This window comes from Pseudobutyrivibrio sp. AR14 (assembly GCF_900101325.1).
GTDB lineage: Bacteria > Bacillota > Clostridia > Lachnospirales > Lachnospiraceae > Pseudobutyrivibrio.
In genome coordinates this window covers 33,212-53,405 of record NZ_FMUY01000007.1, presented here as the reverse complement: position 1 = coordinate 53,405, position 20,194 = coordinate 33,212, and the positions used below count along the sequence as shown (strand labels likewise).

The window sequence follows — 20,194 nt, the reverse complement described above, 5'->3', positions numbered from 1 at the left end:
AGATGTTGCACCGCTCGACTAACACGTCTCGCTAAGCAACACTAAGAGCTTGATAGCTACAGTCTCATCTAATAATCGTTTTTAACTATTACTTCAATTTAATAATTTAACTTCTATTATTAGCGTTTTTACATCTCCATAACCACGGCACCCCAAGTTCTTCCGGCACCAAAAGCACACAAAAGAACCTTTTCGCCAGGCTTAATTTCACCCTTTTGCATAGCCTCGTCAAATGCTAGTCCCACACTGGCTGCTGAAGTATTTCCGTATTTATCAATATTAACAACAAATTTGTCCATTGGCTGCTTTACCTTTTTCGCAATGGATTCGATGATTCGAAGGTTTGCCTGATGAAGAATAAAATGATCGATTTCATCATAGGTAAGACCAGCTTTCTCAACAGCCTCTGCTATAACCTTTGGCACTGTAGCAACGGCAAATTTATATGTGCCCTGTCCATCCATATGAATAAGACCATTTGGGGACTTGATATGAATCATTTCCTCATCACCGTCTACGCCAATCACTGATGAATACAAACCATCTGTTGGAACAACCACCGCAGCTGCCGCTCCATCACCAAATAGTACGCAGGTGCTTCTGTCTGTCATATCCATTTTCTTAGACAACACTTCTGCACCAATCAAAAGACCCGCCTTGCAGCCTCTTGACATTAAAACCCCACGCATTGTTTCCAAACCAAATATAAAACCTGAACAACCTGCACTTAAGTCAAATGCAATTATGTCCTTAGGCAATCCAAGTCTTCCTTGAATAAGGCAAGCTGTAGAAGGTGAAAAATAATCAGAAGAAACTGTGCAGACAATAACTGCTCCAATGTCTGAAGGCTTAAGGCCTGAACGCTCAAGAGCGATTCGCGCTGCTTTTTCTGCAAGTCCTGTATGATTCTCCTCTTCAGTAACATAATGTCTAAGGGACATTCCTGTTCTTTGCTTTATCCATTCATCGCTAGTTTCCACAATCTGTGCCAAATCATCATTTGACACTACCTTGCTTGGAGCTGTAGCTCCTGTGGATATAATCTTTATTCCTGTCATTTACACATTTCCCATTCTTGCCTTAGATTTTGTTTCAATAAATCTGGCATCTATATTTCTGAACTTGTCAAAACGCTCTGCTGCGATTTCCTCTTTTGAGAAGCCCTCAAGCTCTTTTAAGGCCGCAGTAATCTGCTTATCAATACGAGTGTAAAGTCTGCTGTGAGCATCTGTTATTTCCTGACCCTCAACTACAGAAAGTGTGCTACCTCGTTCAGAAATAATTCCATCAATAACTCCAAACTCCAAAAGGTCTGCGGCAGTAAGCTTCATAACCTCAGCTGCCTCGTCTCTTTTTTCGCTATCATGCCATAAAATTGATGCAAATCCCTCTGGCGAAAGCACAGAGTAAATTGCATTTTCAAGCATATAAACTCTATTTGCTACTGCTATACCAAGAGCACCACCACTGCTGCCCTCTCCAGTAACAATAGAAATCACTGGCACCTTCAAAGTGCTCATCTCCGCCAAGTTAGCGGCGATTGCCTGAGACTGACCATACATCTCAGCCTCAAGTCCAGGATATGCTCCCGGAGTATCTACAAAAGTAATAATTGGGCGGTTGAATTTCTCAGCCTGTCTCATGATTCGCATTGCTTTGCGATATCCCTCTGGCCCTGGCATACCGAAATTGCATGCCACATTTTCTTCAACTGTCTTTCCCTTACGGTGTCCAAGAACTGTTACTGGCTTTCCATGGAAAAGTGCAATACCGCCGTAGATGCTGCCATCTTCCTTTCCAAGGAAATCTCCCTTTTGCTCAAAGAAATCCGTAAATACGTTTTCAATATAATCTGTAATCTTAGGTCTATCCTTATCTCTAGCATTAAGAACTCTATCTATCGCTTTCATAAAGACCTCCTATTTGCTATGAAGCATTAAAATCTGTGTCAAAGCTTCTTTCATATCTTCTCTGTGGACAATCTTGTCTACAAATCCATGCTCCTCCAAAAATTCTGCTCTTTGGAATCCCTCTGGAAGCTTTTGACCAATTGTCTGCTCTATTACTCTAGGGCCTGCGAATCCAATTAAGGCTCCCGGCTCAGCTAGTGTAATGTCCCCTAACGTTGCAAAACTAGCAGATACACCACCAGTTGTTGGATGTGTTAAAACTGTAATATAAAGTCCGCCTTCATCCTTGAACTTCTGGATAACTGCACTTGTTTTTGCCATCTGCATCAGACTTAAAATTCCCTCTTGCATTCTGGCTCCGCCACTTGCTGTAAATATTACAAGAGGAATATTTTTCTTGCCGGCATACTCAGCTGTCTGGCATACAATCTCGCCAAGCTCAACTCCCATGGATGCCATCATGAATTTTTTATTCATAACAGCAAGAGCTACTTCGTAACCGCCAATCTTACAAGTACCTGCCACAATGGCATCGTGGCAATCAGTTTCCTTTCTAAGCTCCTCTTTCTTCTGAACATAACCCTCGAATTCAAGTGGATTAGTCTCTTCAAAATCAAAGCCAAATTCCTTGAAACTGTCCTTGTCTGTCACATCATTTATTCTGTCCCAGACACCATACTCTGCCACCGGCTTAATAGCAGGTTCTAGCAGTTCAGCAGGATTCTGACGCAAATCCTTGTACCTATTAAATTTGTCTTTTCTCTGATCAACTACACTATTCATCTATATCACTCACCGCTTTATCCCAAGATAATATTTCATCTGCATGATTTTCTATAAAGCTGACGTTGTAATTACCCTTAACAAAATCGGGATGATGCAAAAGCAAATAATCAAAATCTCCGTTTGTAGTAATGCCCTCTGTAACAAGCTCGAGCAATGCTCTTCTCATTCTTCTGATTGCCTCCAAACGTGTTGGTGCATGAACAATGATTTTCGCCATCATAGAATCATAAAATGGGCTTGTTTCATATCCATTGTAGAGGAGAGTATCCACTCTCACCCCAGGACCACCTGGCACATTTAAGAATGTAATCTTTCCTGTGTTTGCCATAAATCCCTTTGCTGGGTCCTCTGCATTAATTCTGCATTCCATGGCATGTCCATTTAGCTTTACATCCTTTTGCTTTATCTTAAGAGGCTCGTGGAAGGCTATTCTAATCTGTTGCTTAATTAGGTCGATTCCTGTAACAGCCTCTGTAACACCGTGCTCTACCTGAATACGAGTATTCATTTCGATGAAATAATAATGATCCTTTTCATCAAGTACAAATTCAACTGTACCTGCGTTTGTGTAGCCTGCAGCCTTGGCTGCTGTAACAGCTGCCTTACCCATAGACTTTCTAAGATCATCATTAATATACATACATGGGCTTTCCTCAATCAGCTTTTGATTCTTACGCTGTATTGAGCAGTCGCGCTCTCCAAGATGAATCACGTTGCCATGCTCGTCAGCCAAAATCTGAAACTCAATATGTCTTGGATTCAGAATCAGCTTTTCCACATACATCTCATCATCGTTAAAGCATGCTCTAGTCTCCGCCTTAGCTTCTTCGTATAGCTTCTTTAAATCCTCTGGATGATAAACTCTACGCATTCCTCGGCCGCCGCCACCTGCGCTTGCCTTAATAAGAACTGGATAGCCAATCTTTTTTGCTATTTTTTCTAGCTTCTTGAAATCCTCAACCGGTCCATCTGAACCTGGCACAACAGGAACTCCTGCCTTCATCATCATCTTTCTAGCAGTAGCTTTGTTACCCAAAGCATCCATTGCATCAGCAGTTGGTCCGATAAAAGTGATTCCTGCTTCCTGACATTTTCTAACAAAATCAGAGTTCTCAGAAAGGAATCCAAACCCTGGATGAAGAGCATCACAGCCAGTAACTTGTGCTGCTGTGATAATTGCATCCATATTTAAATAGCTATCTGCCGCCCTGGCTGGTCCTATACAAATGCTTTTTGTGGCTAACTTCACATGAAGTGATTCCTTATCCGCTGTGGAATAAATAGCCACACACTCAATATTCATTTCCATGCAGGCTCTGATTATTCGTACTGCAATCTCTCCACGATTAGCAATTAAAATTCTCTTAAACATAACTAATCTCCTATGAGAAATAACTGTTCTTCAAAGCCAACAACATCCTGATTCTTTACATATATTTCTTTTATGACGCCATCTCTTGGTGCTGTGATTTCACTCATCATCTTCATGGCCTCAATCAAGCAAAGGACCTGTCCTGCTTTTACTTTGTCCCCAACCTGCACATAAGGCTTTTCCTCTGGGGAAGGAGCAGAATAGAAAACTCCAACTAAAGGAGCTTTCACTACATCGCCCTCAACCTTTTCTTCTGTTGAAATCTGTGGTGTCTCTACCGCCACCTGAGCTGACGGCTGTGGAGCTACTGTAACTGGCGCCGCCTGAACTTTTATATCAGAAGGCTTTTTAAGCTTAAGCTTGAATCCCTGGTCCTCAATTTCAAAATAGGAACTTCCGCTTGCATCAAAAGCCTTCATTAGCTCCTTGATTTCTTTTAATTCCATAATTACTTATGTGCCTCAAGATAGTTTACGATGTCTGCTACAGTCTTAATCTCTGCCATAGCATCCTCATCGATTGTGATACCTGTCTTTTCTTCAACGGCAAGAGAAAGCTCTACAGCATCAAGTGAATCTGCGCCAAGGTCCTCAAAAAGATTTGCCTCCATTGTTACCTTGTCAGCTGCACAGCTAAGAGTGTCAATGATTACTTCCTTTACTACTTCAAACATAATTTTCTCCTTTTCTAATTGGAATACTTAATATTTTTTAGTTAAAATATATTTAGTTAAATTTCTTTAACTAATGTTATGATACCCAACTTCAAAAACATGTCAAGGTTTTTAGTTAAAATTTTTTAGATATTAATCTTTAAAAAATCGCTAGTGCCTTTAAACACTAGCGATTCCAAATATAAAAAATTTTTATTTATTTTTTAAGTTCAAATTTCTCAACCAGACCTTTGAGAGAATTTGCATGTTCATTCATCTCGTAGCTAAGAGCAAGTGACTCCTGAGATGTGGCTGCATTGTTCTGTCCAACGGACGAAATCTCGCTGATATTAGAAGACATTTCCTTAACTGAAGTAGCCTGTGAACTTGATTCATCAGCGATGGTCTTAACCTTTTCAGCAATTCCCTGAACCTGCGCTACCATTCCATTAAGCTTTTCAGCAGTTTCATTTGCAATTGTGATACCCTCTTCCACGCTCTTAAGAGATGCATTAATAAGACCCGCTGTATTTTGAGCAGCCTCCACTGTCTGTCCTGCCAGCTGTGATACCTCTGTGGCAACAACTGCAAATCCCTTACCTGCCTCACCAGCTCGAGCAGCCTCGATAGATGCATTAAGTGAAAGCAAATTAGTCTGATCTGCAATAGCGTTGATTGTATCGATAATCTTTGAGATTTCCTGAGAAGAAGCAGAGATTGCATCCATAGCATTTACAACGTCCTGCATCTTCTGATTGCCTTCTACAATATTCTGCGCAACCACTTCCACTTCCTGTGATATAGCTGTGGCGTCAGATGAATTATTAGAAATCTGTTCTGTAATATCCTTAACTGTAACTGACAAATCATCTACGATATTTGCCTGTGATGTAACTGTATCAGCAAGATTCTGACCTGCACCTGCAATCTGGTTAGCACCATCAGAAACCATATCCGAAACTTCCATAATCTCTGTCATTGATTCAGAAATTTCCTTCGAGAATGTTTCAACAGCAGTCTGGATTTCTTTAAAATCTCCATCGAAATCACGCTCAAAGTTAATATTGAAATTGCCCCCTGCCATAGTAGACATAACAGCTGCAATCTCATCAATATAATAAACAAGGGATTCTACCGCAATCTTTAGCTGTTTTGCAACGCGGCCAATTTCATTGTCTGCTTCATAATCAATCTCTACGTGAACATTACCTTGGGCAATCTCCTCTGATGCCTTCGCAAGAATATCAAGATCACGCTCAATGCCCTTAATCATATCTGCACTTCTCTTCCTATTGATTAGGATAATGATAACTAAAGCTATCACAAGAACAATAGCTGCAACAACTACTACAACCATAATAGTCATATATTTTCCTGCAGCTGCAGACTCTGCCAGTTCACCTGTCTCATCCAAAGCATCTGCAAGAGTTTCAGCAGCCTCATTTAATGTAGAATTAAAATACTCTACAGCTTTATCTGTTTCACCGGCTTCAACTAGGGCAAGCATTTCAAATGATGCATCCTCAAATCCCTTCCAATAGGTATCTAGGTTTGCTCCCAGTTCGGCATTATTCAAGTTAGCAGAAATGGTTCCAAAATATCCCTCAATTTTCGGGAATCTCTTCTCCAAATCAGCTTTCTGGTCAGCTGTTACTTCAGGATCATTTGATGCCACAGCAAATAAAAGTCGCTTGTTGATGGTCTGTACGTCTTTACGAATTTCCATCTGATACTTCTCTGTTACAAACTGTACATTATAAAAGTTGTACACGTTTATAAAAATAATAACAAAGAATACAATCATTATGATTGCATTGGCAAGGAACATTCGGATAGTAAAACCGGAAAACTCTCTCAAAGCTCCTGCAATTGTGCCTTTTGCGTTTCTATTGTTCTTCATAAATAAAATACCTCCAGTACGGTGACTCCCTTGTGTAATAATACACGTTGTTATAAGGCTCATTATAAAGGTAATATTCTAACAAACTGTGAACTTTCACAGATTGTTCAGACTATTCTATATATTTTTCATTATTGATTATAATTAATCACTAAGAGACTAGTGAAGAACAGGGGAATTTGATAATATATAGCTATAGCAAAAGGAGGAAATACATCATGTCAGTAACAATTTCAGATTCTATAAAGTATATTGGCTGCGACGACAAAACCATCGACTTATTTGAGAGCCAATATCCTGTTTCAAATGGAGTTTCATACAATTCCTACTTAATATTAGATGAATCAGTAGCTGTAATGGATACTGTTGATCCTAGATTTACAGAACAGTGGCTTTCAAATCTTGAGAAAGAATTAAACGGTAAAAAGGTTGATTACCTTGTTGTCTCTCATATGGAGCCAGACCACTCAGGTTCTATCAAGGCATTTTTAGAAAAATACCCTGATACAAAAGTTGTAGGTAATTCAAAGACATTTACAATGATGACTCAGTTTATGGATGAGGCATTATTTGCCGATAGAAAGCATGTTGTTGCCGAGGGCGATACACTTTCTCTTGGTGAGCATGAGCTTACATTTGTAATGGCTCCTATGGTTCACTGGCCAGAGGTAATGGTTGAGTACGAGTCAAAAGAAAAGATTCTTTTCTCAGCTGACGGCTTTGGAAAATTTGGAGCATTAGATGTTGAGGAACCATGGATTGATGAGGCCCGCAGATATTATCTTAATATTGTTGGAAAGTACGGCGCATCTGTACAGGCTCTCCTTAAGAAGGCAGCCGGTCTTGATATCCAAAAGATTTGCCCTCTTCACGGTCCAATTCTCACAGAGAATCTTGGCTACTATATCAACTTATATGATATTTGGAGCAGCTATAAGCCAGAAGAGGAAGGAGTTCTCATTGCTTGCGCTTCCATCCACGGCAATACAAAGCGCGCCGCTCTTAAGCTTCAGGAAAAGCTTGAGGCCAAGGGTGTAAAGACTATGTTTATTGATTTATGCCGCGAGCCTCTATCAGAGGCTGTAGCCAGAGCATTTTACTATGACAAAATGATTTGTTGTGCAAGCACATACGATGGTGGCCTCTTCCCACCTATGGAAGACTTCCTTCACCATCTCCGTGCAAAGGCTTACCAGAACAGAAAAGTTGGCTTTGTTGAAAATGGAACTTGGGCTCCACAGGCTGCAAAATGCATGCAGGCAATCCTTGAGCCACTAAAAAATATCGAATTCGTAGAACCAGTGGTATCTATCAAGTCTACGCTCAACGCGGCGTCTGAAGCGGCGATGGATGACCTGGTGGCTAAACTGTAAATAGGAACATTGTAGATTGTAAATAGCCCGTAGTTCACAAGCTGTTAACTTTAGTAATTATCTGTAGCTCGTAACTATCAAGCTCTTGGTGTTGCGCAACGAGACGTGTTAGTCGAGTGGAGTAATATCCAAGGCTTGAGAGTGTAACGAGCTAGTATAACACTAAGGCTTGAGAGCGTAACAGCCTTCAGAAACTGTAATATCCAAGGCTTGAGAGCGTAACGGGCGAGAGAAAATATAGGAGGTGTATATGGCAGTAGAAGTAAATCACAGAAAAGTTGCTATAATTGGTGCGGGCTTTGTAGGCTCCGCAACAGCTTTTGCATTGTCTCAAAGTGGTCTTTTTTCAGAGATGGTGTTAATTGACGCAGACCATGACAAGGCAGAGGGAGAAGCAATGGATATTTCCCATGGCGCTCCATTTAATAAGCCTATGAAAATTTATGCAGGTGACTATGATGATGTTGCAGATGCAGCAATCGTTGTAGTAACAGCTGGCGCTGGCCAGAAGCCAGGCGAGACCAGACTTGATTTGGTTCATAAAAATGTTGGCATTTTCAAATCTATTATTCCTGAGATTGCAAAGAGAGATTTCGGTGGAATTCTCCTTATCGTAGCAAATCCAGTTGATGTACTTACACTTGCAGCTCTTAAGCTTTCTGGACTTCCAGAGGAGCGAGTTATCGGTTCAGGTACTGTGCTTGATTCGGCTAGACTTAAGACAGAGCTTGGCTTGCATCTTGGTATTGATAGCCGTTCTGTACATGCATTTATCATCGGTGAACACGGCGATAGCGAGATTGCTGCATTCTCTAGTGCAAATGTCTCTGGTATTCCACTTAATGATTTCTGCGAGATGCGTGGTCATTTCGAGCATGAGAAATCAGAGAAGGCAATTGCTGAGCGAGTTAAGAATGCCGCTTATGAAATTATCAAGAGAAAGCACGCCACATACTATGGTGTTGCTGTAGCTGTAAAACGTATTTGTGAAGTAATCGTCCGCGATGAGAAATCTATTCTTCCTGTATCTCACATGATGCATGGCGAATATGGCATCGATGGTGTATGCCTTTCAATGCCATCAGTTGTAGGTGCTGACGGACTTGAGACAAAGGTACCTATTTCTCTTGACGAAGATGAAATTAAAGCTCTGCAGGAATCTGCCAGAACTCTTAAAGAGGTTGTAGATTCAATCGATTTCAACTAAATGACATAAACTAAGGCCTTGGCAATCGCCAAGGCCTTTATTATTGATTATCTAGAAAGTCTCTCCACTATCTTATCTAATGTCTCGCGAGGCACTGTACCGTCACGATACAATTGATTAATAGTACACTCGCTTCCAATGAGAGCTGTGGCATCCAACCAGGTGCCCTTTTGAAACTCTTCATCAAAAACAGCATATATTTTTCGATTTTGTAACAACTCCGAAAGTGGATATTCTCTGTAATCCATCATTATACCCTTGATAAATACTCACCTGTTCTAGTATCAATTTTGATTGTCTCACCATTCTCTACGAAAAGTGGAACGTATACTGTAGCGCCTGTCTCAACAGTAGCTGGCTTTGTAGCACCTGTAGCTGTATCACCCTTGAAACCTGGCTCTGTATCTGTAATCTGAAGCTCAACAAACATAGGTGGCTCAACTGAGAAGATTGAACCATTGTGTGAAAGCATCTTAACGATTTCATTTTCCTTAACGAACTTGAGAGCGTCACCAATCTGGTCAGCTGTAAGAGCTACCTGATCATATGTCTCAACATCCATGAAGTTGTAAAGCTCACCATCATTGTAAAGATACTGCATATCCTTACGATCGATACGTGCTGCTGGGAACTTCTCAGTAGGTCTGAAAGATGTCTCTGTAACACCGCCGCCCTTGATATCCTTAAGCTTTGTACGAACGAATGCTGCACCCTTACCTGGCTTAACGTGCTGGAACTCGATAACCTGATAAACTTTGTTGTCCATCTCGATTGTCATACCGTTTCTAAAATCACCGGCTGTAATCATTATAAAATCCTCCTTAACAGGTATAAGACTACGCAGTCTCATACGTTTAATACTAAATTCAATTGGCTTATAGCCACACTCGTATACAATATATTACTTCAAAAATCAGATAATTTCAAGACAATTTTATGCAATGGACCTAGGGGACGGGGTTAGTGGTCCATTTAATCTAATCCTCATAAATCAGCTCTTTTATAGAATCTCCCTAGACTATCTACATTTAGGCTTAATTGTAGCATTTTGAACCCAGGTTATCTATAGCTACTCTGTAGAGGTTGCATTGGGTCTTTTGTTTAGTCGTGCATCTATTCTTTGGATATGCTACTATCTTATTATCAATATATGTAGGGAGCAAAAGATGGAAATCGAAAGAAAATTTTTAATCAAAGACCTTCCAGATTTATCAAAATATGAATATGTAGATATTGAGCAGGGATACCTTTCCACCGAGCCTGTTGTGCGTATCAGAAAGAAAAATGACAAGTACATTCTCACCTATAAGGGAAGCGGCAAGCTTGCTAGAGAAGAAATTGAGGCTGCTCTTACAGCTGAGGCTTATGAGCATTTATTGGAGAAAATTGATGGCCATCCTATAACCAAGCGCCGCTATATGATTCCATATAAGCCTTACACCATCGAGCTTGATATTTTCGAGGGCCATATGAAGGGACTTATTATGGCTGAGGTGGAATTTCCATCAATAGATGCGGCCAATTCATTTACACCACCTTCATGGTTTGGGAATGATGTCACAGAAGACACCCGCTATCATAACTCAAATATGATATGGGCTAACCCATTTTCATAGAACTACACACCTAAAATAGAAAGTGCCAAGGACCAGTCTTTAAGATTAGCCCTCGGCACTTATATTTTATTTAAAGCAAGAAGCAATAAATAAATTTTCTAATTACATATAATCCTTAACATTGGATGCATCTACTGGCTCATATGGAACCCATACATAATAGCCATCTTCTGTGAGGCCTTCAATTCCCTTAGCTGTTCCCTTAGTAGCCAGCGCAATAGCTGTCTGAATAGCTGCTGCACCCTGACCAGTAGCTGACTGGTATACAGTAAATTGCATTCCGCCATCGATAATCGACTGGCATCCCTCTGTTGTAGCATCTACACCAACTACAGGGATTTTGCCTGGGTCAAGTCCTACCTCTCTCATGGCCTGAACCACACCAACAGCCATAGAATCGTTGTTGCAGATTACTGCGTCAAATGGTTGCTTTGTCTTTAGGAAAAGCTTGAACTCTTCTGCTGCTTTTGCAGTATCCCAATAAGCTGTATCATTAAAAACAAATGTTACATCGATTCCATTTTTCTTGTAGTATTCCTTGACTGCTGTAGTTCTGAGTCCTGCAGCTGGATGTCCTGGCTCGCCCTGGAATAATACGATATTCATGCTAGATGGCTGTCCAAGTTTGTTCCATACATATTCTGCCTGGAAGTTGCCGGCATCCTTGTCGTAGCTTCCTACGTACATGTATTTATCTGGCTCAAGATACTGCTCATCTGGCTGAGAATTTACAAATAAAATAGGTGTGTCACCAGCTGTAACCTCAAGCTGAAGAGCTGTTGTAGCATCTACTGGATTACAAATGATTGCATCATATCCCGCATCAACTGCCTGCTTAATCTGAGCAACCTGCTCATCTACAGAGCCACATTCCTCGCCTACATCAACTGTTACCCCTGCTTCCTTACCGCCTTCTACTACGCCGTTCTGAAGCATCTCCTTAAAGGTATCAAGAGTAAGTGTTGAGAAAAATATCTTCATTCCCTTGGCTGATCCACCGCCCGAACCTGAACTGCTATTTCCGCAGCCTGTAAGGGTCATTCCGATAACCATAACCCCTGCAACAAGAAGGGCCGCTATCTTTTTAAGTCTATTATTCATCATAATCGGTATCCTCCTTAACAATCTTAAACTGCTGAACATAACCTGTAAGTGTCTGGCTTGTATTTGCGAGCTGATGTGAATTATCAGCTACATCCTGGCTACTCTGAGTGATTGCCTGTGCCTGCTCAACCATGTTCTTAGATGTCTCAAGGATTTCATCTGCCGAAGCTGCCTGTTCTTCAGAAATAGCAGCAACGTTAGTAGATACCTCGTCAACCTTATTGATGTCTGCAATCATTTCTTTGATTACATCACTTGTACTCTCAATATTTTCAAAAATCTTGTCAAAAGTTGTAACTGCTGCATCAATCAACTCGCCGTTGGCCTCGATACTCTTGGCGCTGGCGTCTGCCTGAGAAACAACCTTTTCAATCTGATCACGGACCTGATTAATCAAATCAGAAATGCTCTGAGCACTCTCTGCTGAATGCTTAGCAAGTCCACCGATTTCAGAAGCAACAACTGCAAATCCCTTACCAGCTTCACCGGCACGGGCTGCCTCAATAGAGGCGTTAAGTGAAAGAAGGTTGGTCTCTTCAGCGATTTCAGAAATCATACCAACGATATTGGTGATTTCCTCAGACGCCTGACCTACCTTTTCAACTGAAGCAACAAGCTCTTGGTTGGCGGCTTGAATCTCTCCCATAGCAACTGAGAGTTTCTCCATGTCTGCTCTACCGCTCTTAGAAATCTCAACTGTCTCTGCCATTCTCTCTGATGCTGTATCTGAATTAGCCTTTGTATCAGAAACAACCATTGCAAGAGTTGTAGCATTTTCTGCGATTTCATTAACCGCTATAGCAAGCTGATCAACTGTCTGATTCAAGTTAACCATTGCGCTCTCCTGAGACTGAGATGCATCAAACATCACGCGGCTAACCTGATCTGAATTATCTGATTCTTCTTTAAGCTTTTCAGACTCATCATTGATACTTGAAAGCATATCTCGCATCAGTCCAACAAACTTTCCAACCTGCTGTCCCATCACACCGATCTCATCATTAGATGTATTCTTGACCTCGATTGTAAAGTCACCAGATGACATTGCATGAATGTTTTCTGTGATGTATGAAAGTGGCTTAATAACACGACCAATAATTGCGCTAACAAGAATAACAATAAGTATAGTTGCAACCACACCTATAATAAGAAGAATTGTAATAAGCTGTGTTACATTGGCAAGAATTACACTGTTTTCAATATATGAAACAAGGAGCCAGTCTGTACCCTTGATTTCCTTAAAGGCTACAGTGTATTGCCCTAAATTTGTTGTGCTGTAATCACTTGATAAGATTGCATTGTATGTTCCATCCATTACAGGTCGACCTAAGCTTCCTGTCAAAGTTGTAGAAACTAGGCTACTGTCACGATGTGCAAGAACCATCATATCATTTCTATCTACAAGGAAGGAATTGGCATTCTTCATTTTTACACCAGAATTTACAATGATAGAAATCTTGCCGAGAGTAACGTCTGCTGCTACGACTTTAATCTCGTCGCTTCCATCATTCAAAATACCTGATGCCGAAATAACATATTCCCCTTCATCATTTTTATATGGCTCACCGTATGCCATATTAATACGTGAGAGGCCCTCTTTGTACCACTGCTGGTCAGTTGGATTGGTAATAGATAAATCTGTGCCTCTACCTGTATAGACCTTACCCGACTGAGTGGCAATATACACACCATTTGGCGCATTGCTATTAGAACCTACAAAGGTAGTAAGCACCTCCTCATAGTAGGTCTCATCAAGATCCATGCCCTCAAGTGAAGCCTTGATTGTACTGAAATTCTCCAAGTTCTGTTCAAGCCATGCATAAATATTATCTGCCTGGTTGGTAATAGAACTTTCAAGCTCGTTACGAGCCATTTCTTCCAATCTGCTTTTAGAAAGAAATGAAGATATTGCTACCAATATGATAATTGTAACAACAACTGCTGGCACGATAAACAAAAGCAGTTTATCCTTAATCTTTTTAGTCTTAGTGCCTTTAGGACTTTTCTCTGTTTTCGCCATTTCCCCTCCTAATGTCTGTAATATAACCCAAGTCTAAACTTATGGGAAAATTTTACCATCTAAATATGTAGCAATTGTTATCAAAAGGCATATTTTCGCATTATTGAGAAAATATTTATCTTCTTAAGCGCAATGTTTCGTATTTTGCTCTAGTTTTAACGCAAACCTTTAATTCCTGCACTCTGCTCTCTATATCCCCATCCTCAATAACACAGTCAATAGATGAGGCCATATTGTCAATTAACAAATTGTCAAAATCCATAATCGGTGTAGCAACCAATATCTTGTATTTTTCCTCAAAATCATCTGTATCCAAGAATTCTAACAGAATTGGATTAACCTGCTCTTCTTCAAAATTACTCATACTATGTCCTCCTTTAATCCTCTTTTATTAGAATGAATTTGTTAAATATATTTTTTTAGCTAAATCGGCATTGCCGAAATCAACTATAATAATACCGTAGCTTGTATTTTCTTTGAAAGAATAATCCATAAGCAGACCGTTAAGGCTGTTAGCATATCCTTTAGGATGTCCTATTTTTCCATCACCACTTGTGCTGACAAAATTTAAAAACCAAGTATCCTCGTCTGCTTCGCAGTTTTCTAAGCCATCAACTACCGCCTCGTATTTGTCCTCAACTGAGTATTTATATCTATCCTGAACCCAATATCTGAATTCATCATTTACATATAATTCGTATGGGATATCCACTGGGGTCTTGTTGTCCTGCTCGGCCCAAATCATATTAAGTCCTGTCACTCCAGTGCCTGCGATATCATCAAATCTAGTTGCAAGCACCGCTCTACCTCTAGCCTCACCTAAAGTAGGTATATATTCTTCTGTAAACCAATAATCCTTGTTGGATGTAATCTCCTGATTTAGAAGCTTTTGAATCTCTTTTACATTAACCTCATCATCTTCTATTTTAAAATTTACAATTACTGTCTCATCATTATATTTCTGTAAAAATGTGTAGATATCTTTTGTCACATCCTCTAGATGAAGATAATCGGAAAATAGCCCTCCATCCACATGACAATTAGCAAAATTATGAACTAGCTTAATTCTGTGTTCCTTTTGGCTCTTATCAAGGGCAATTCTAAGATCCAAGTATCTATATCCATTGTCCAGCTGCTCATAAATACTTGTATCCTGACATCTCATTACGTAGCCAAGCATAACATACCTAGCTGCACTGTCGTGGGTGCCTGGTATGGTAATCTCAGACAAATAGGTGTCATCAGATAAGGACTCCATCCATCTGCTAGGATCATAATAGCCCGGCTGCATCCCCTGGTCACCCAGTTCATCTCCACCATTATTGTCATCACTAACAAATACCTGCACTAAAATCACAGATATTATAAGTATCATAATGCCACAAATTATTCTAAAAAATCGCCCCTTGCTCATATTGCCCCCTTTACATTTTATAAAAATATTTTAACATTCTTCCCTATCATTGTCTTTTAGTTTATCCACTAATTCAAAACTAAAATCATTGAATATTTCTATTCTCCCTTTCTTTTTATTTATGTTAAAATCATATTTGTGGTTCTTATTTTATGAGAATTTGAATTTCATAAGATGTTACTAAGACCTAATTTTACATATCAAATAGAGGTTTATAATGATAGAACGCAAAAGACTATTATCACTTGGATACTATAAAAAAGCTCCCTCTTTTACAGGGAGCGACAAAAATAAATGTTATAAAATAGAAAAAATCCATCCAGAAGAGACTGATGAAGATCTCTTTCAGGCCACCATCTGGCCTGGTCCCTACAGCTCCGAGAACACTCCCGATGAGGTGAAACAGAAAAACACTGCTCCATTCACCGAGGAGGGTCTTCAGGAATTGGTGGACTGGATGAATCAAATTGATATCTAAATTCTTAAGAGCTGGCCATCTTGCTAGCTCTTTTATTTGCGTACATAGCGCTATCAGCTCGCTTAACAACTGAGCGTAAATTACTATCTATAGAAGGAGCGTAGCTTGCAAATCCAATCGCTACTCCTATGTTAAATTTATAATCTCCTTCAACATTTTCAGTGTAAACCTTTGCAAGGAAAAGCTTCTTAAGTCTTTCTATATTAATATCCTTGCCTGATGGGATGATACAGCAGAACTCATCGCCACCTGTACGATAACAATCACCATATTTTCCAAATGTACTGCTGAATATATCGGCAACAACTGTAATATACTCATCACCAACATCATGACCATGCGTATCGTTGCATTCCTTCAATCCATTAGCATCTGCAACAATAGCTACCAAATCTTCCAACTCACCATTAGAATTAGCATAAGTTTCAAATGCATTTCTATTTAAAAGACCTGTCATGCTGTCTGTAAGTGCAAATAGCTCAAGCTGCTTTGCTCGGCGACCCTTTTCAATGAACTCGTATGTACCCTTTAACAAATCCCAAGCCAAGAGTACAAGGAACACAAGGAATAAATATCTGCCAAGCTGATCTGAATCACCAATTCGCTTGTAATAAGAAACAATATCAAATATAACGCCAAAAGCAAATAGTGTCAGACCAACCACACATACCTCCACGCGTCTTGTGTAGTTTTTATTAATCATCTTAATTACAACACCCACAACCACGTAAATGGTAGCAATAAATATCATTAGGTGAACATATGGTAAAGTCTCTCTATATTCTGCTATCTTTGTAAAATGCAAGAACGAAAGCACTATTAATTCCAGGCTAGACATAGTAATTATTATGTTCTTAATCCATTCATTTTTAAACTTCAGATAGCAATGGAAAAACAGCACAAAAGGCGGGATAACAAACATAAGACATAAGTAAGGAACCACCACTTCAACAATCTTATTTTTGAAAATCAAAGTAATTACGTCTGTCTCCATGAATGTCCATAGCCCAATGAACAAAGCAAAATATCCCAGATATATAAGCTCCTCGCCGATTTCCAGCTTCTTTTTCATAAAATGATAATAAACAATCAACGAAATACTTATTACAAGAATCAACATACTTGCAACAAATCGAGGCATGGACTTAACCATGATGTCATTGTACATATTGTATGAAGACCCTACTTGAAATAGGATTTCATCATCTGCCACCACGTCATAAATAGGTGTGACAATAACAGCGATATTAGTCATACGCTCATTTATATCAACAAAATGATAAGCAGAGCCTGTAGATGAAGACCAAATACCACCTGTCTGGGTAAATGAATAAATCATATTACCGCCATTATAAACTTCTACCTTTTTGTGGGATGTATAGAACATAAAGCCAGAATATTTATAATCTAGCTTTCTGAGATCAAATAGATACTCCGTAGAACCATCATCTAATTTAACAACAGCATATGGCTCAATATCTTTTGTAAAAGCATCTGTTTTATATCGTGAAATAGTAAAAAGATAGCAAACTATAACAGCTGCTAAGCAAATACCTATTAATGCTTTATTCAATTTGTCACAATAACAGGTCTTCTTAGCGCCCTTTGCCATACCGATACTCCAAATCGCCCATAAATCGTTACATCTAAAATGTTATATTTAATACGTTCACAGTTTTATAACATTTATATAGATATTAACATGGTTCTTGGAATATAGCAATAGAATCAGCCACTTTTGTTAACTTTTTAACGCTAATTGCAAACAAACCCTTTTATATAACTATATAATTTGTCAGTTCCTACAATATAGCTAAAGTGATTCTCATCTGGCAAAATCTGAAGTTGTGCATCTGGTATATATTTTGCGATTTTTACTGTCTCTTTTTCCTTGATGCAATCCTTCTCTCCTGCAAATATCATAGCAGGAACTGATATCCTACTCAGTTCTGCTGTGGAAATATCAGGCTCAGTAATCATCATAAGAGTCCTTAAGTCGCCTGTCTTTTTATACTCTTTTTTCATTTCCCTGAAATCCCTATGGTGGATTCCATCTGGTGTAAGATTAGCTCCGCAGCAAACTATTCCTGAAAGTAAAGAGCTTGCCTTTATAGCTACTAATAAAGCAATAATTCCTCCATCAGAAAATCCAATAAGATATGGCTTTTCAATATCGAGAGCATTGATAAGATTGATTACATCCTCCGCCATATCCTTATAGTGGTATTCCTTTGGAGTAGCGCTTTCTCCATAACCTCTTGAATCCATTGCATATACTGTATGATAATTGCTCATAGTCTCTGCCAATGCATCAAAAGTATGATGGTTGCCCTTATTTCCATGTATAAGAATAACCGGCGAACCCTCGCCGGTCTTTTCATAGCATATTACTTGTGAGTTAAGCTGAATATACATATTGTCCCCTTATTTATCAGTTATTATTTGTTGCTGATAACCTTCTTCATATCATAAAGTCCTGCTGGCTGTCCTACAATATACTTAGCAGCTTCAACAGCGCCCTTAGCAAATACGCTCTTTGAATAAGCTGTGTGCTTGATTGTGATAACCTCATCAAGACCTGCAAAAATAACTTCGTGCTCGCCTACAATATTACCGCCACGAACTGCTGAGATACCAATTTCCTTAACTGGTCTCTTCTCACGTCTATCAGCTCTGCCATAGCAATACTCATATTCATTGCCGAGAGCCTCATTACATGCATCTGCAAGCGCAAGAGCTGTACCGCTTGGCGCATCAAGCTTTTGATTATGATGCTTCTCAACTATTTCGATATCAAATCCTGCATCAGCAAATACCTGAGTTGCCTTTTTGCATAAATCAAATAATGTATTAATACCAAGAGACATGTTAGCGGAACGAAGTACTGGAACTGATTTACAAGCCTCATCAACGTGCTTGAGCATATCGTCAGTCAATCCAGTTGTGCAAAGAATAACAGGCTTGTTATTAGCTACACAGTAATCAAGTAATCCATCGATTGCTGCTACATTTGAAAAATCAATAATAGCATCAAAGTCTTCCTTAACCTCAGCAATAGAGTCATAAACAGGATAACTGTTATCGATTCCCTTGAACTTATCTACACCTGCAACTATCTCAACATCTGCATCAGCAGCACAAATGTCAGTAATAACTCGTCCCATATGGCCATTACAGCCGTGCATAACTACTCTTGTCATTGTTCACCTCAACCTAAAAAGCTAATATTGTTAGTAAATGTCTCAAGCCTGCTCTCAAACTCATCATTTCTAGAATGACTTCGCTTGCTCTTGCTAGCTTTATAAGCACTTTTATCCTCGTACATCGCCTTGTCTGCTCTCACAACTGCTGCGTCAAAATCATCTCCCGGCTTATAAGGATAGATTCCAAATGAACAAGTATAAGGTGTCTCAGTAAGCTTTTCTTTTACAAGCTCAACAAGCTCCTTCGCCTCATCCTCCGTAGCCTTAATGCCAAGAATCATAAACTCATCTCCTCCCGTACGGTAAAGGATGAATTTGTTAGTCTTTACACTTCGAACTACTTCTGCAAAAGTAAGTAGCGCAATATCTCCCGCCTTGTGACCATAATTATCATTAATAAGCTTCAGATCATTAAGATCCATAGAGATAATCATCATGTCCAGCTTGGAATATCTATTGGCATCAGAATAAAAGCATCTTCTCTTGTAGCATCTAGATACAGAATCTACATTGTATCTCTCTGCATATATGTAAATATATAGGAATACAACACCAACAATGCTTGATTCCATTGTGCAGTTTGGGAATATTTTTTCCTCTTCTAGGATGACTCCCACACATACTGCAAAAAGCATAAATAGAATCACAGTGGCATCATTTTGATATCCATCAAACCATTTATGTATGCACGCTAAAAGTGTGACCACAATATAAGAAGCAGCCTGTATGAAAATAATATTTCCAATTGGTCCTCTTATAAATTGATTGTCAGCAGTAAAGGAATAAATCCTACTGCTAAACGGAGCTAAGCATACCACTACACTAGCGATAACAAATGGTATTAACAGCAATTTTTTATTAAGATTTGTGTGATCTCTAATGATTATTAGAAGCACAAAATACTCTGACAGCCCCTGAGTAATGTACTTTACATTTTTAACCAAATAGCGTATAGCTAGTGGCTCAGCCAATGTATCAAGATACATATCTACAGCAGCGGCTGCAAGAGAAATCATTACCGCTACGACCAACTTAATAAATTGTGTCCTTAACTTTGGGTCAAATGATCGCATAGCGATAATAAACAGTAGCATGCCCACACATGTGAGAAATCCAATGTATGTGCCGCCATCAATCCCCAATACATTTTCCATGCAAT

Annotated in this window: 21 protein-coding genes; 4 read left to right on the top strand and 17 right to left on the bottom strand. The window is 39.4% G+C overall.

Features of this window, described 5'->3' with window-relative positions:
* Positions 1-128: 128 nt before the first annotated feature.
* The 7 genes from BLP50_RS07990 to BLP50_RS07960 form a co-directional block, all read right to left on the bottom strand.
* Positions 129-1,058, bottom strand: coding sequence for a beta-ketoacyl-ACP synthase III (locus BLP50_RS07990; RefSeq protein WP_090153485.1), 930 nt, complete (start codon positions 1,056-1,058; stop codon positions 129-131).
* Positions 1,059-1,910: an acetyl-CoA carboxylase carboxyl transferase subunit alpha gene (accA, locus tag BLP50_RS07985; protein WP_090153482.1), complete on the bottom strand. Its 852-nt coding sequence runs from the start codon at positions 1,908-1,910 to the stop codon at positions 1,059-1,061.
* A gap of 9 nt (positions 1,911-1,919) precedes the next feature.
* Positions 1,920-2,693, bottom strand: coding sequence for an acetyl-CoA carboxylase carboxyltransferase subunit beta (locus tag BLP50_RS07980; protein ID WP_090153480.1), 774 nt, complete (start codon positions 2,691-2,693; stop codon positions 1,920-1,922).
* On the bottom strand, positions 2,686-4,068 hold the full coding sequence (accC, locus tag BLP50_RS07975) for an acetyl-CoA carboxylase biotin carboxylase subunit (protein WP_090153478.1): 1,383 nt from the start codon (positions 4,066-4,068) through the stop codon (positions 2,686-2,688). The genes BLP50_RS07980 and accC overlap by 8 nt, the downstream gene beginning before the upstream one ends.
* A gap of 2 nt (positions 4,069-4,070) precedes the next feature.
* Positions 4,071-4,514: an acetyl-CoA carboxylase biotin carboxyl carrier protein gene (gene accB, locus BLP50_RS07970; RefSeq protein WP_090153476.1), complete on the bottom strand. Its 444-nt coding sequence runs from the start codon at positions 4,512-4,514 to the stop codon at positions 4,071-4,073.
* Between the two features lie 2 nt (positions 4,515-4,516).
* The gene (gene acpP, locus BLP50_RS07965; RefSeq protein ID WP_205467945.1) at positions 4,517-4,741 is read right to left on the bottom strand and encodes an acyl carrier protein; all 225 of its coding nucleotides are present in this window, start codon (positions 4,739-4,741) and stop codon (positions 4,517-4,519) included.
* A 196-nt stretch (positions 4,742-4,937) separates the two neighbouring features.
* Positions 4,938-6,620, bottom strand: a complete 1,683-nt coding sequence (locus BLP50_RS07960; protein ID WP_163927079.1) for a methyl-accepting chemotaxis protein — start codon at positions 6,618-6,620, stop codon at positions 4,938-4,940.
* Between the two features lie 218 nt (positions 6,621-6,838).
* On the opposite strand from BLP50_RS07960, the gene BLP50_RS07955 reads away from it, so the two are divergent.
* Positions 6,839-7,993, top strand: a complete 1,155-nt coding sequence (locus BLP50_RS07955) for an FprA family A-type flavoprotein (RefSeq protein WP_090153469.1) — start codon at positions 6,839-6,841, stop codon at positions 7,991-7,993.
* 250 nt (positions 7,994-8,243) lie between these two features.
* The gene (locus BLP50_RS07950) at positions 8,244-9,200 is read left to right on the top strand and encodes an L-lactate dehydrogenase (protein WP_090153466.1); all 957 of its coding nucleotides are present in this window, start codon (positions 8,244-8,246) and stop codon (positions 9,198-9,200) included.
* 47 nt (positions 9,201-9,247) lie between these two features.
* On the opposite strand, the gene BLP50_RS07945 is transcribed toward BLP50_RS07950, so the two are convergent.
* Together BLP50_RS07945 and efp are read right to left on the bottom strand one after the other, a co-directional pair.
* Entirely contained in the window at positions 9,248-9,451 is a 204-nt protein-coding gene (locus BLP50_RS07945; protein WP_143001132.1) for a hypothetical protein, read from the bottom strand.
* Positions 9,451-10,008, bottom strand: a complete 558-nt coding sequence (gene efp, locus BLP50_RS07940; protein ID WP_090153462.1) for an elongation factor P — start codon at positions 10,006-10,008, stop codon at positions 9,451-9,453. Before efp ends, BLP50_RS07945 begins: the two co-directional genes overlap by 1 nt.
* Positions 10,009-10,366: 358 nt before the next feature.
* Between efp and BLP50_RS07935 the strand changes: the two genes are divergently transcribed.
* Positions 10,367-10,816 (top strand): CYTH domain-containing protein, encoded by a 450-nt coding sequence (locus tag BLP50_RS07935; RefSeq protein ID WP_090153710.1) that lies wholly within the window; start codon positions 10,367-10,369, stop codon positions 10,814-10,816.
* 102 nt (positions 10,817-10,918) lie between these two features.
* Here BLP50_RS07935 and BLP50_RS07930 read toward each other — a convergent pair whose 3' ends face one another.
* From BLP50_RS07930 to BLP50_RS07915, 4 genes are all read right to left on the bottom strand, one after another.
* A complete protein-coding gene (locus BLP50_RS07930; protein WP_176753727.1) occupies positions 10,919-11,920 on the bottom strand; it encodes a sugar ABC transporter substrate-binding protein in 1,002 nt (333 codons plus the stop codon).
* Positions 11,910-13,940 (bottom strand): methyl-accepting chemotaxis protein, encoded by a 2,031-nt coding sequence (locus BLP50_RS07925; RefSeq protein ID WP_090153457.1) that lies wholly within the window; start codon positions 13,938-13,940, stop codon positions 11,910-11,912. Before BLP50_RS07925 ends, BLP50_RS07930 begins: the two co-directional genes overlap by 11 nt.
* A 115-nt stretch (positions 13,941-14,055) precedes the next feature.
* Positions 14,056-14,304, bottom strand: a complete 249-nt coding sequence (locus BLP50_RS07920; protein WP_090153454.1) for a hypothetical protein — start codon at positions 14,302-14,304, stop codon at positions 14,056-14,058.
* 27 nt (positions 14,305-14,331) lie between these two features.
* Positions 14,332-15,354: a phosphatidylinositol-specific phospholipase C domain-containing protein gene (locus tag BLP50_RS07915; protein ID WP_090153451.1), complete on the bottom strand. Its 1,023-nt coding sequence runs from the start codon at positions 15,352-15,354 to the stop codon at positions 14,332-14,334.
* Positions 15,355-15,571: 217 nt separating this feature from the next.
* Between BLP50_RS07915 and BLP50_RS07910 the strand changes: the two genes are divergently transcribed.
* A complete protein-coding gene (locus tag BLP50_RS07910) occupies positions 15,572-15,832 on the top strand; it encodes a hypothetical protein (RefSeq protein WP_090153448.1) in 261 nt (86 codons plus the stop codon).
* Between the two features lie 4 nt (positions 15,833-15,836).
* Here the strand turns inward: BLP50_RS07910 and BLP50_RS07905 are convergent, their stop codons facing one another.
* The 4 genes from BLP50_RS07905 to BLP50_RS07890 form a co-directional block, all read right to left on the bottom strand.
* Positions 15,837-17,444: a GGDEF domain-containing protein gene (locus tag BLP50_RS07905; protein ID WP_090153446.1), complete on the bottom strand. Its 1,608-nt coding sequence runs from the start codon at positions 17,442-17,444 to the stop codon at positions 15,837-15,839.
* A gap of 143 nt (positions 17,445-17,587) precedes the next feature.
* Entirely contained in the window at positions 17,588-18,247 is a 660-nt protein-coding gene (locus BLP50_RS07900; RefSeq protein WP_090153443.1) for an alpha/beta fold hydrolase, read from the bottom strand.
* A 23-nt stretch (positions 18,248-18,270) separates the two neighbouring features.
* Positions 18,271-19,032, bottom strand: coding sequence for a 4-hydroxy-tetrahydrodipicolinate reductase (dapB, locus tag BLP50_RS07895; RefSeq protein ID WP_090153441.1), 762 nt, complete (start codon positions 19,030-19,032; stop codon positions 18,271-18,273).
* An 8-nt stretch (positions 19,033-19,040) separates the two neighbouring features.
* The gene (locus tag BLP50_RS07890; RefSeq protein WP_090153439.1) at positions 19,041-20,189 is read right to left on the bottom strand and encodes a GGDEF domain-containing protein; all 1,149 of its coding nucleotides are present in this window, start codon (positions 20,187-20,189) and stop codon (positions 19,041-19,043) included.
* Between the last annotated feature and the right edge of the window lie 5 nt (positions 20,190-20,194).

Bases quoted from the DNA above. Each gene is read 5' to 3' on its own strand.
- BLP50_RS07990 (WP_090153485.1), bottom strand. From the start codon at position 1,058: ATGACAGGAATAAAGATTATATCCACAGGAGCTACAGCTCCAAGCAAG.
- accA (WP_090153482.1), bottom strand. From the start codon at position 1,910: ATGAAAGCGATAGATAGAGTTCTTAATGCTAGAGATAAGGATAGACCT.
- BLP50_RS07980 (WP_090153480.1), bottom strand. From the start codon at position 2,693: ATGAATAGTGTAGTTGATCAGAGAAAAGACAAATTTAATAGGTACAAG.
- accC (WP_090153478.1), bottom strand. From the start codon at position 4,068: ATGTTTAAGAGAATTTTAATTGCTAATCGTGGAGAGATTGCAGTACGA.
- accB (WP_090153476.1), bottom strand. From the start codon at position 4,514: ATGGAATTAAAAGAAATCAAGGAGCTAATGAAGGCTTTTGATGCAAGC.
- acpP (WP_205467945.1), bottom strand. From the start codon at position 4,741: ATGTTTGAAGTAGTAAAGGAAGTAATCATTGACACTCTTAGCTGTGCA.
- BLP50_RS07960 (WP_163927079.1), bottom strand. From the start codon at position 6,620: ATGAAGAACAATAGAAACGCAAAAGGCACAATTGCAGGAGCTTTGAGA.
- BLP50_RS07955 (WP_090153469.1), top strand. From the start codon at position 6,839: ATGTCAGTAACAATTTCAGATTCTATAAAGTATATTGGCTGCGACGAC.
- BLP50_RS07950 (WP_090153466.1), top strand. From the start codon at position 8,244: ATGGCAGTAGAAGTAAATCACAGAAAAGTTGCTATAATTGGTGCGGGC.
- BLP50_RS07945 (WP_143001132.1), bottom strand. From the start codon at position 9,451: ATGATGGATTACAGAGAATATCCACTTTCGGAGTTGTTACAAAATCGA.
- efp (WP_090153462.1), bottom strand. From the start codon at position 10,008: ATGATTACAGCCGGTGATTTTAGAAACGGTATGACAATCGAGATGGAC.
- BLP50_RS07935 (WP_090153710.1), top strand. From the start codon at position 10,367: ATGGAAATCGAAAGAAAATTTTTAATCAAAGACCTTCCAGATTTATCA.
- BLP50_RS07930 (WP_176753727.1), bottom strand. From the start codon at position 11,920: ATGATGAATAATAGACTTAAAAAGATAGCGGCCCTTCTTGTTGCAGGG.
- BLP50_RS07925 (WP_090153457.1), bottom strand. From the start codon at position 13,940: ATGGCGAAAACAGAGAAAAGTCCTAAAGGCACTAAGACTAAAAAGATT.
- BLP50_RS07920 (WP_090153454.1), bottom strand. From the start codon at position 14,304: ATGAGTAATTTTGAAGAAGAGCAGGTTAATCCAATTCTGTTAGAATTC.
- BLP50_RS07915 (WP_090153451.1), bottom strand. From the start codon at position 15,354: ATGAGCAAGGGGCGATTTTTTAGAATAATTTGTGGCATTATGATACTT.
- BLP50_RS07910 (WP_090153448.1), top strand. From the start codon at position 15,572: ATGATAGAACGCAAAAGACTATTATCACTTGGATACTATAAAAAAGCT.
- BLP50_RS07905 (WP_090153446.1), bottom strand. From the start codon at position 17,444: ATGGCAAAGGGCGCTAAGAAGACCTGTTATTGTGACAAATTGAATAAA.
- BLP50_RS07900 (WP_090153443.1), bottom strand. From the start codon at position 18,247: ATGTATATTCAGCTTAACTCACAAGTAATATGCTATGAAAAGACCGGC.
- dapB (WP_090153441.1), bottom strand. From the start codon at position 19,032: ATGACAAGAGTAGTTATGCACGGCTGTAATGGCCATATGGGACGAGTT.
- BLP50_RS07890 (WP_090153439.1), bottom strand. From the start codon at position 20,189: ATGGAAAATGTATTGGGGATTGATGGCGGCACATACATTGGATTTCTC.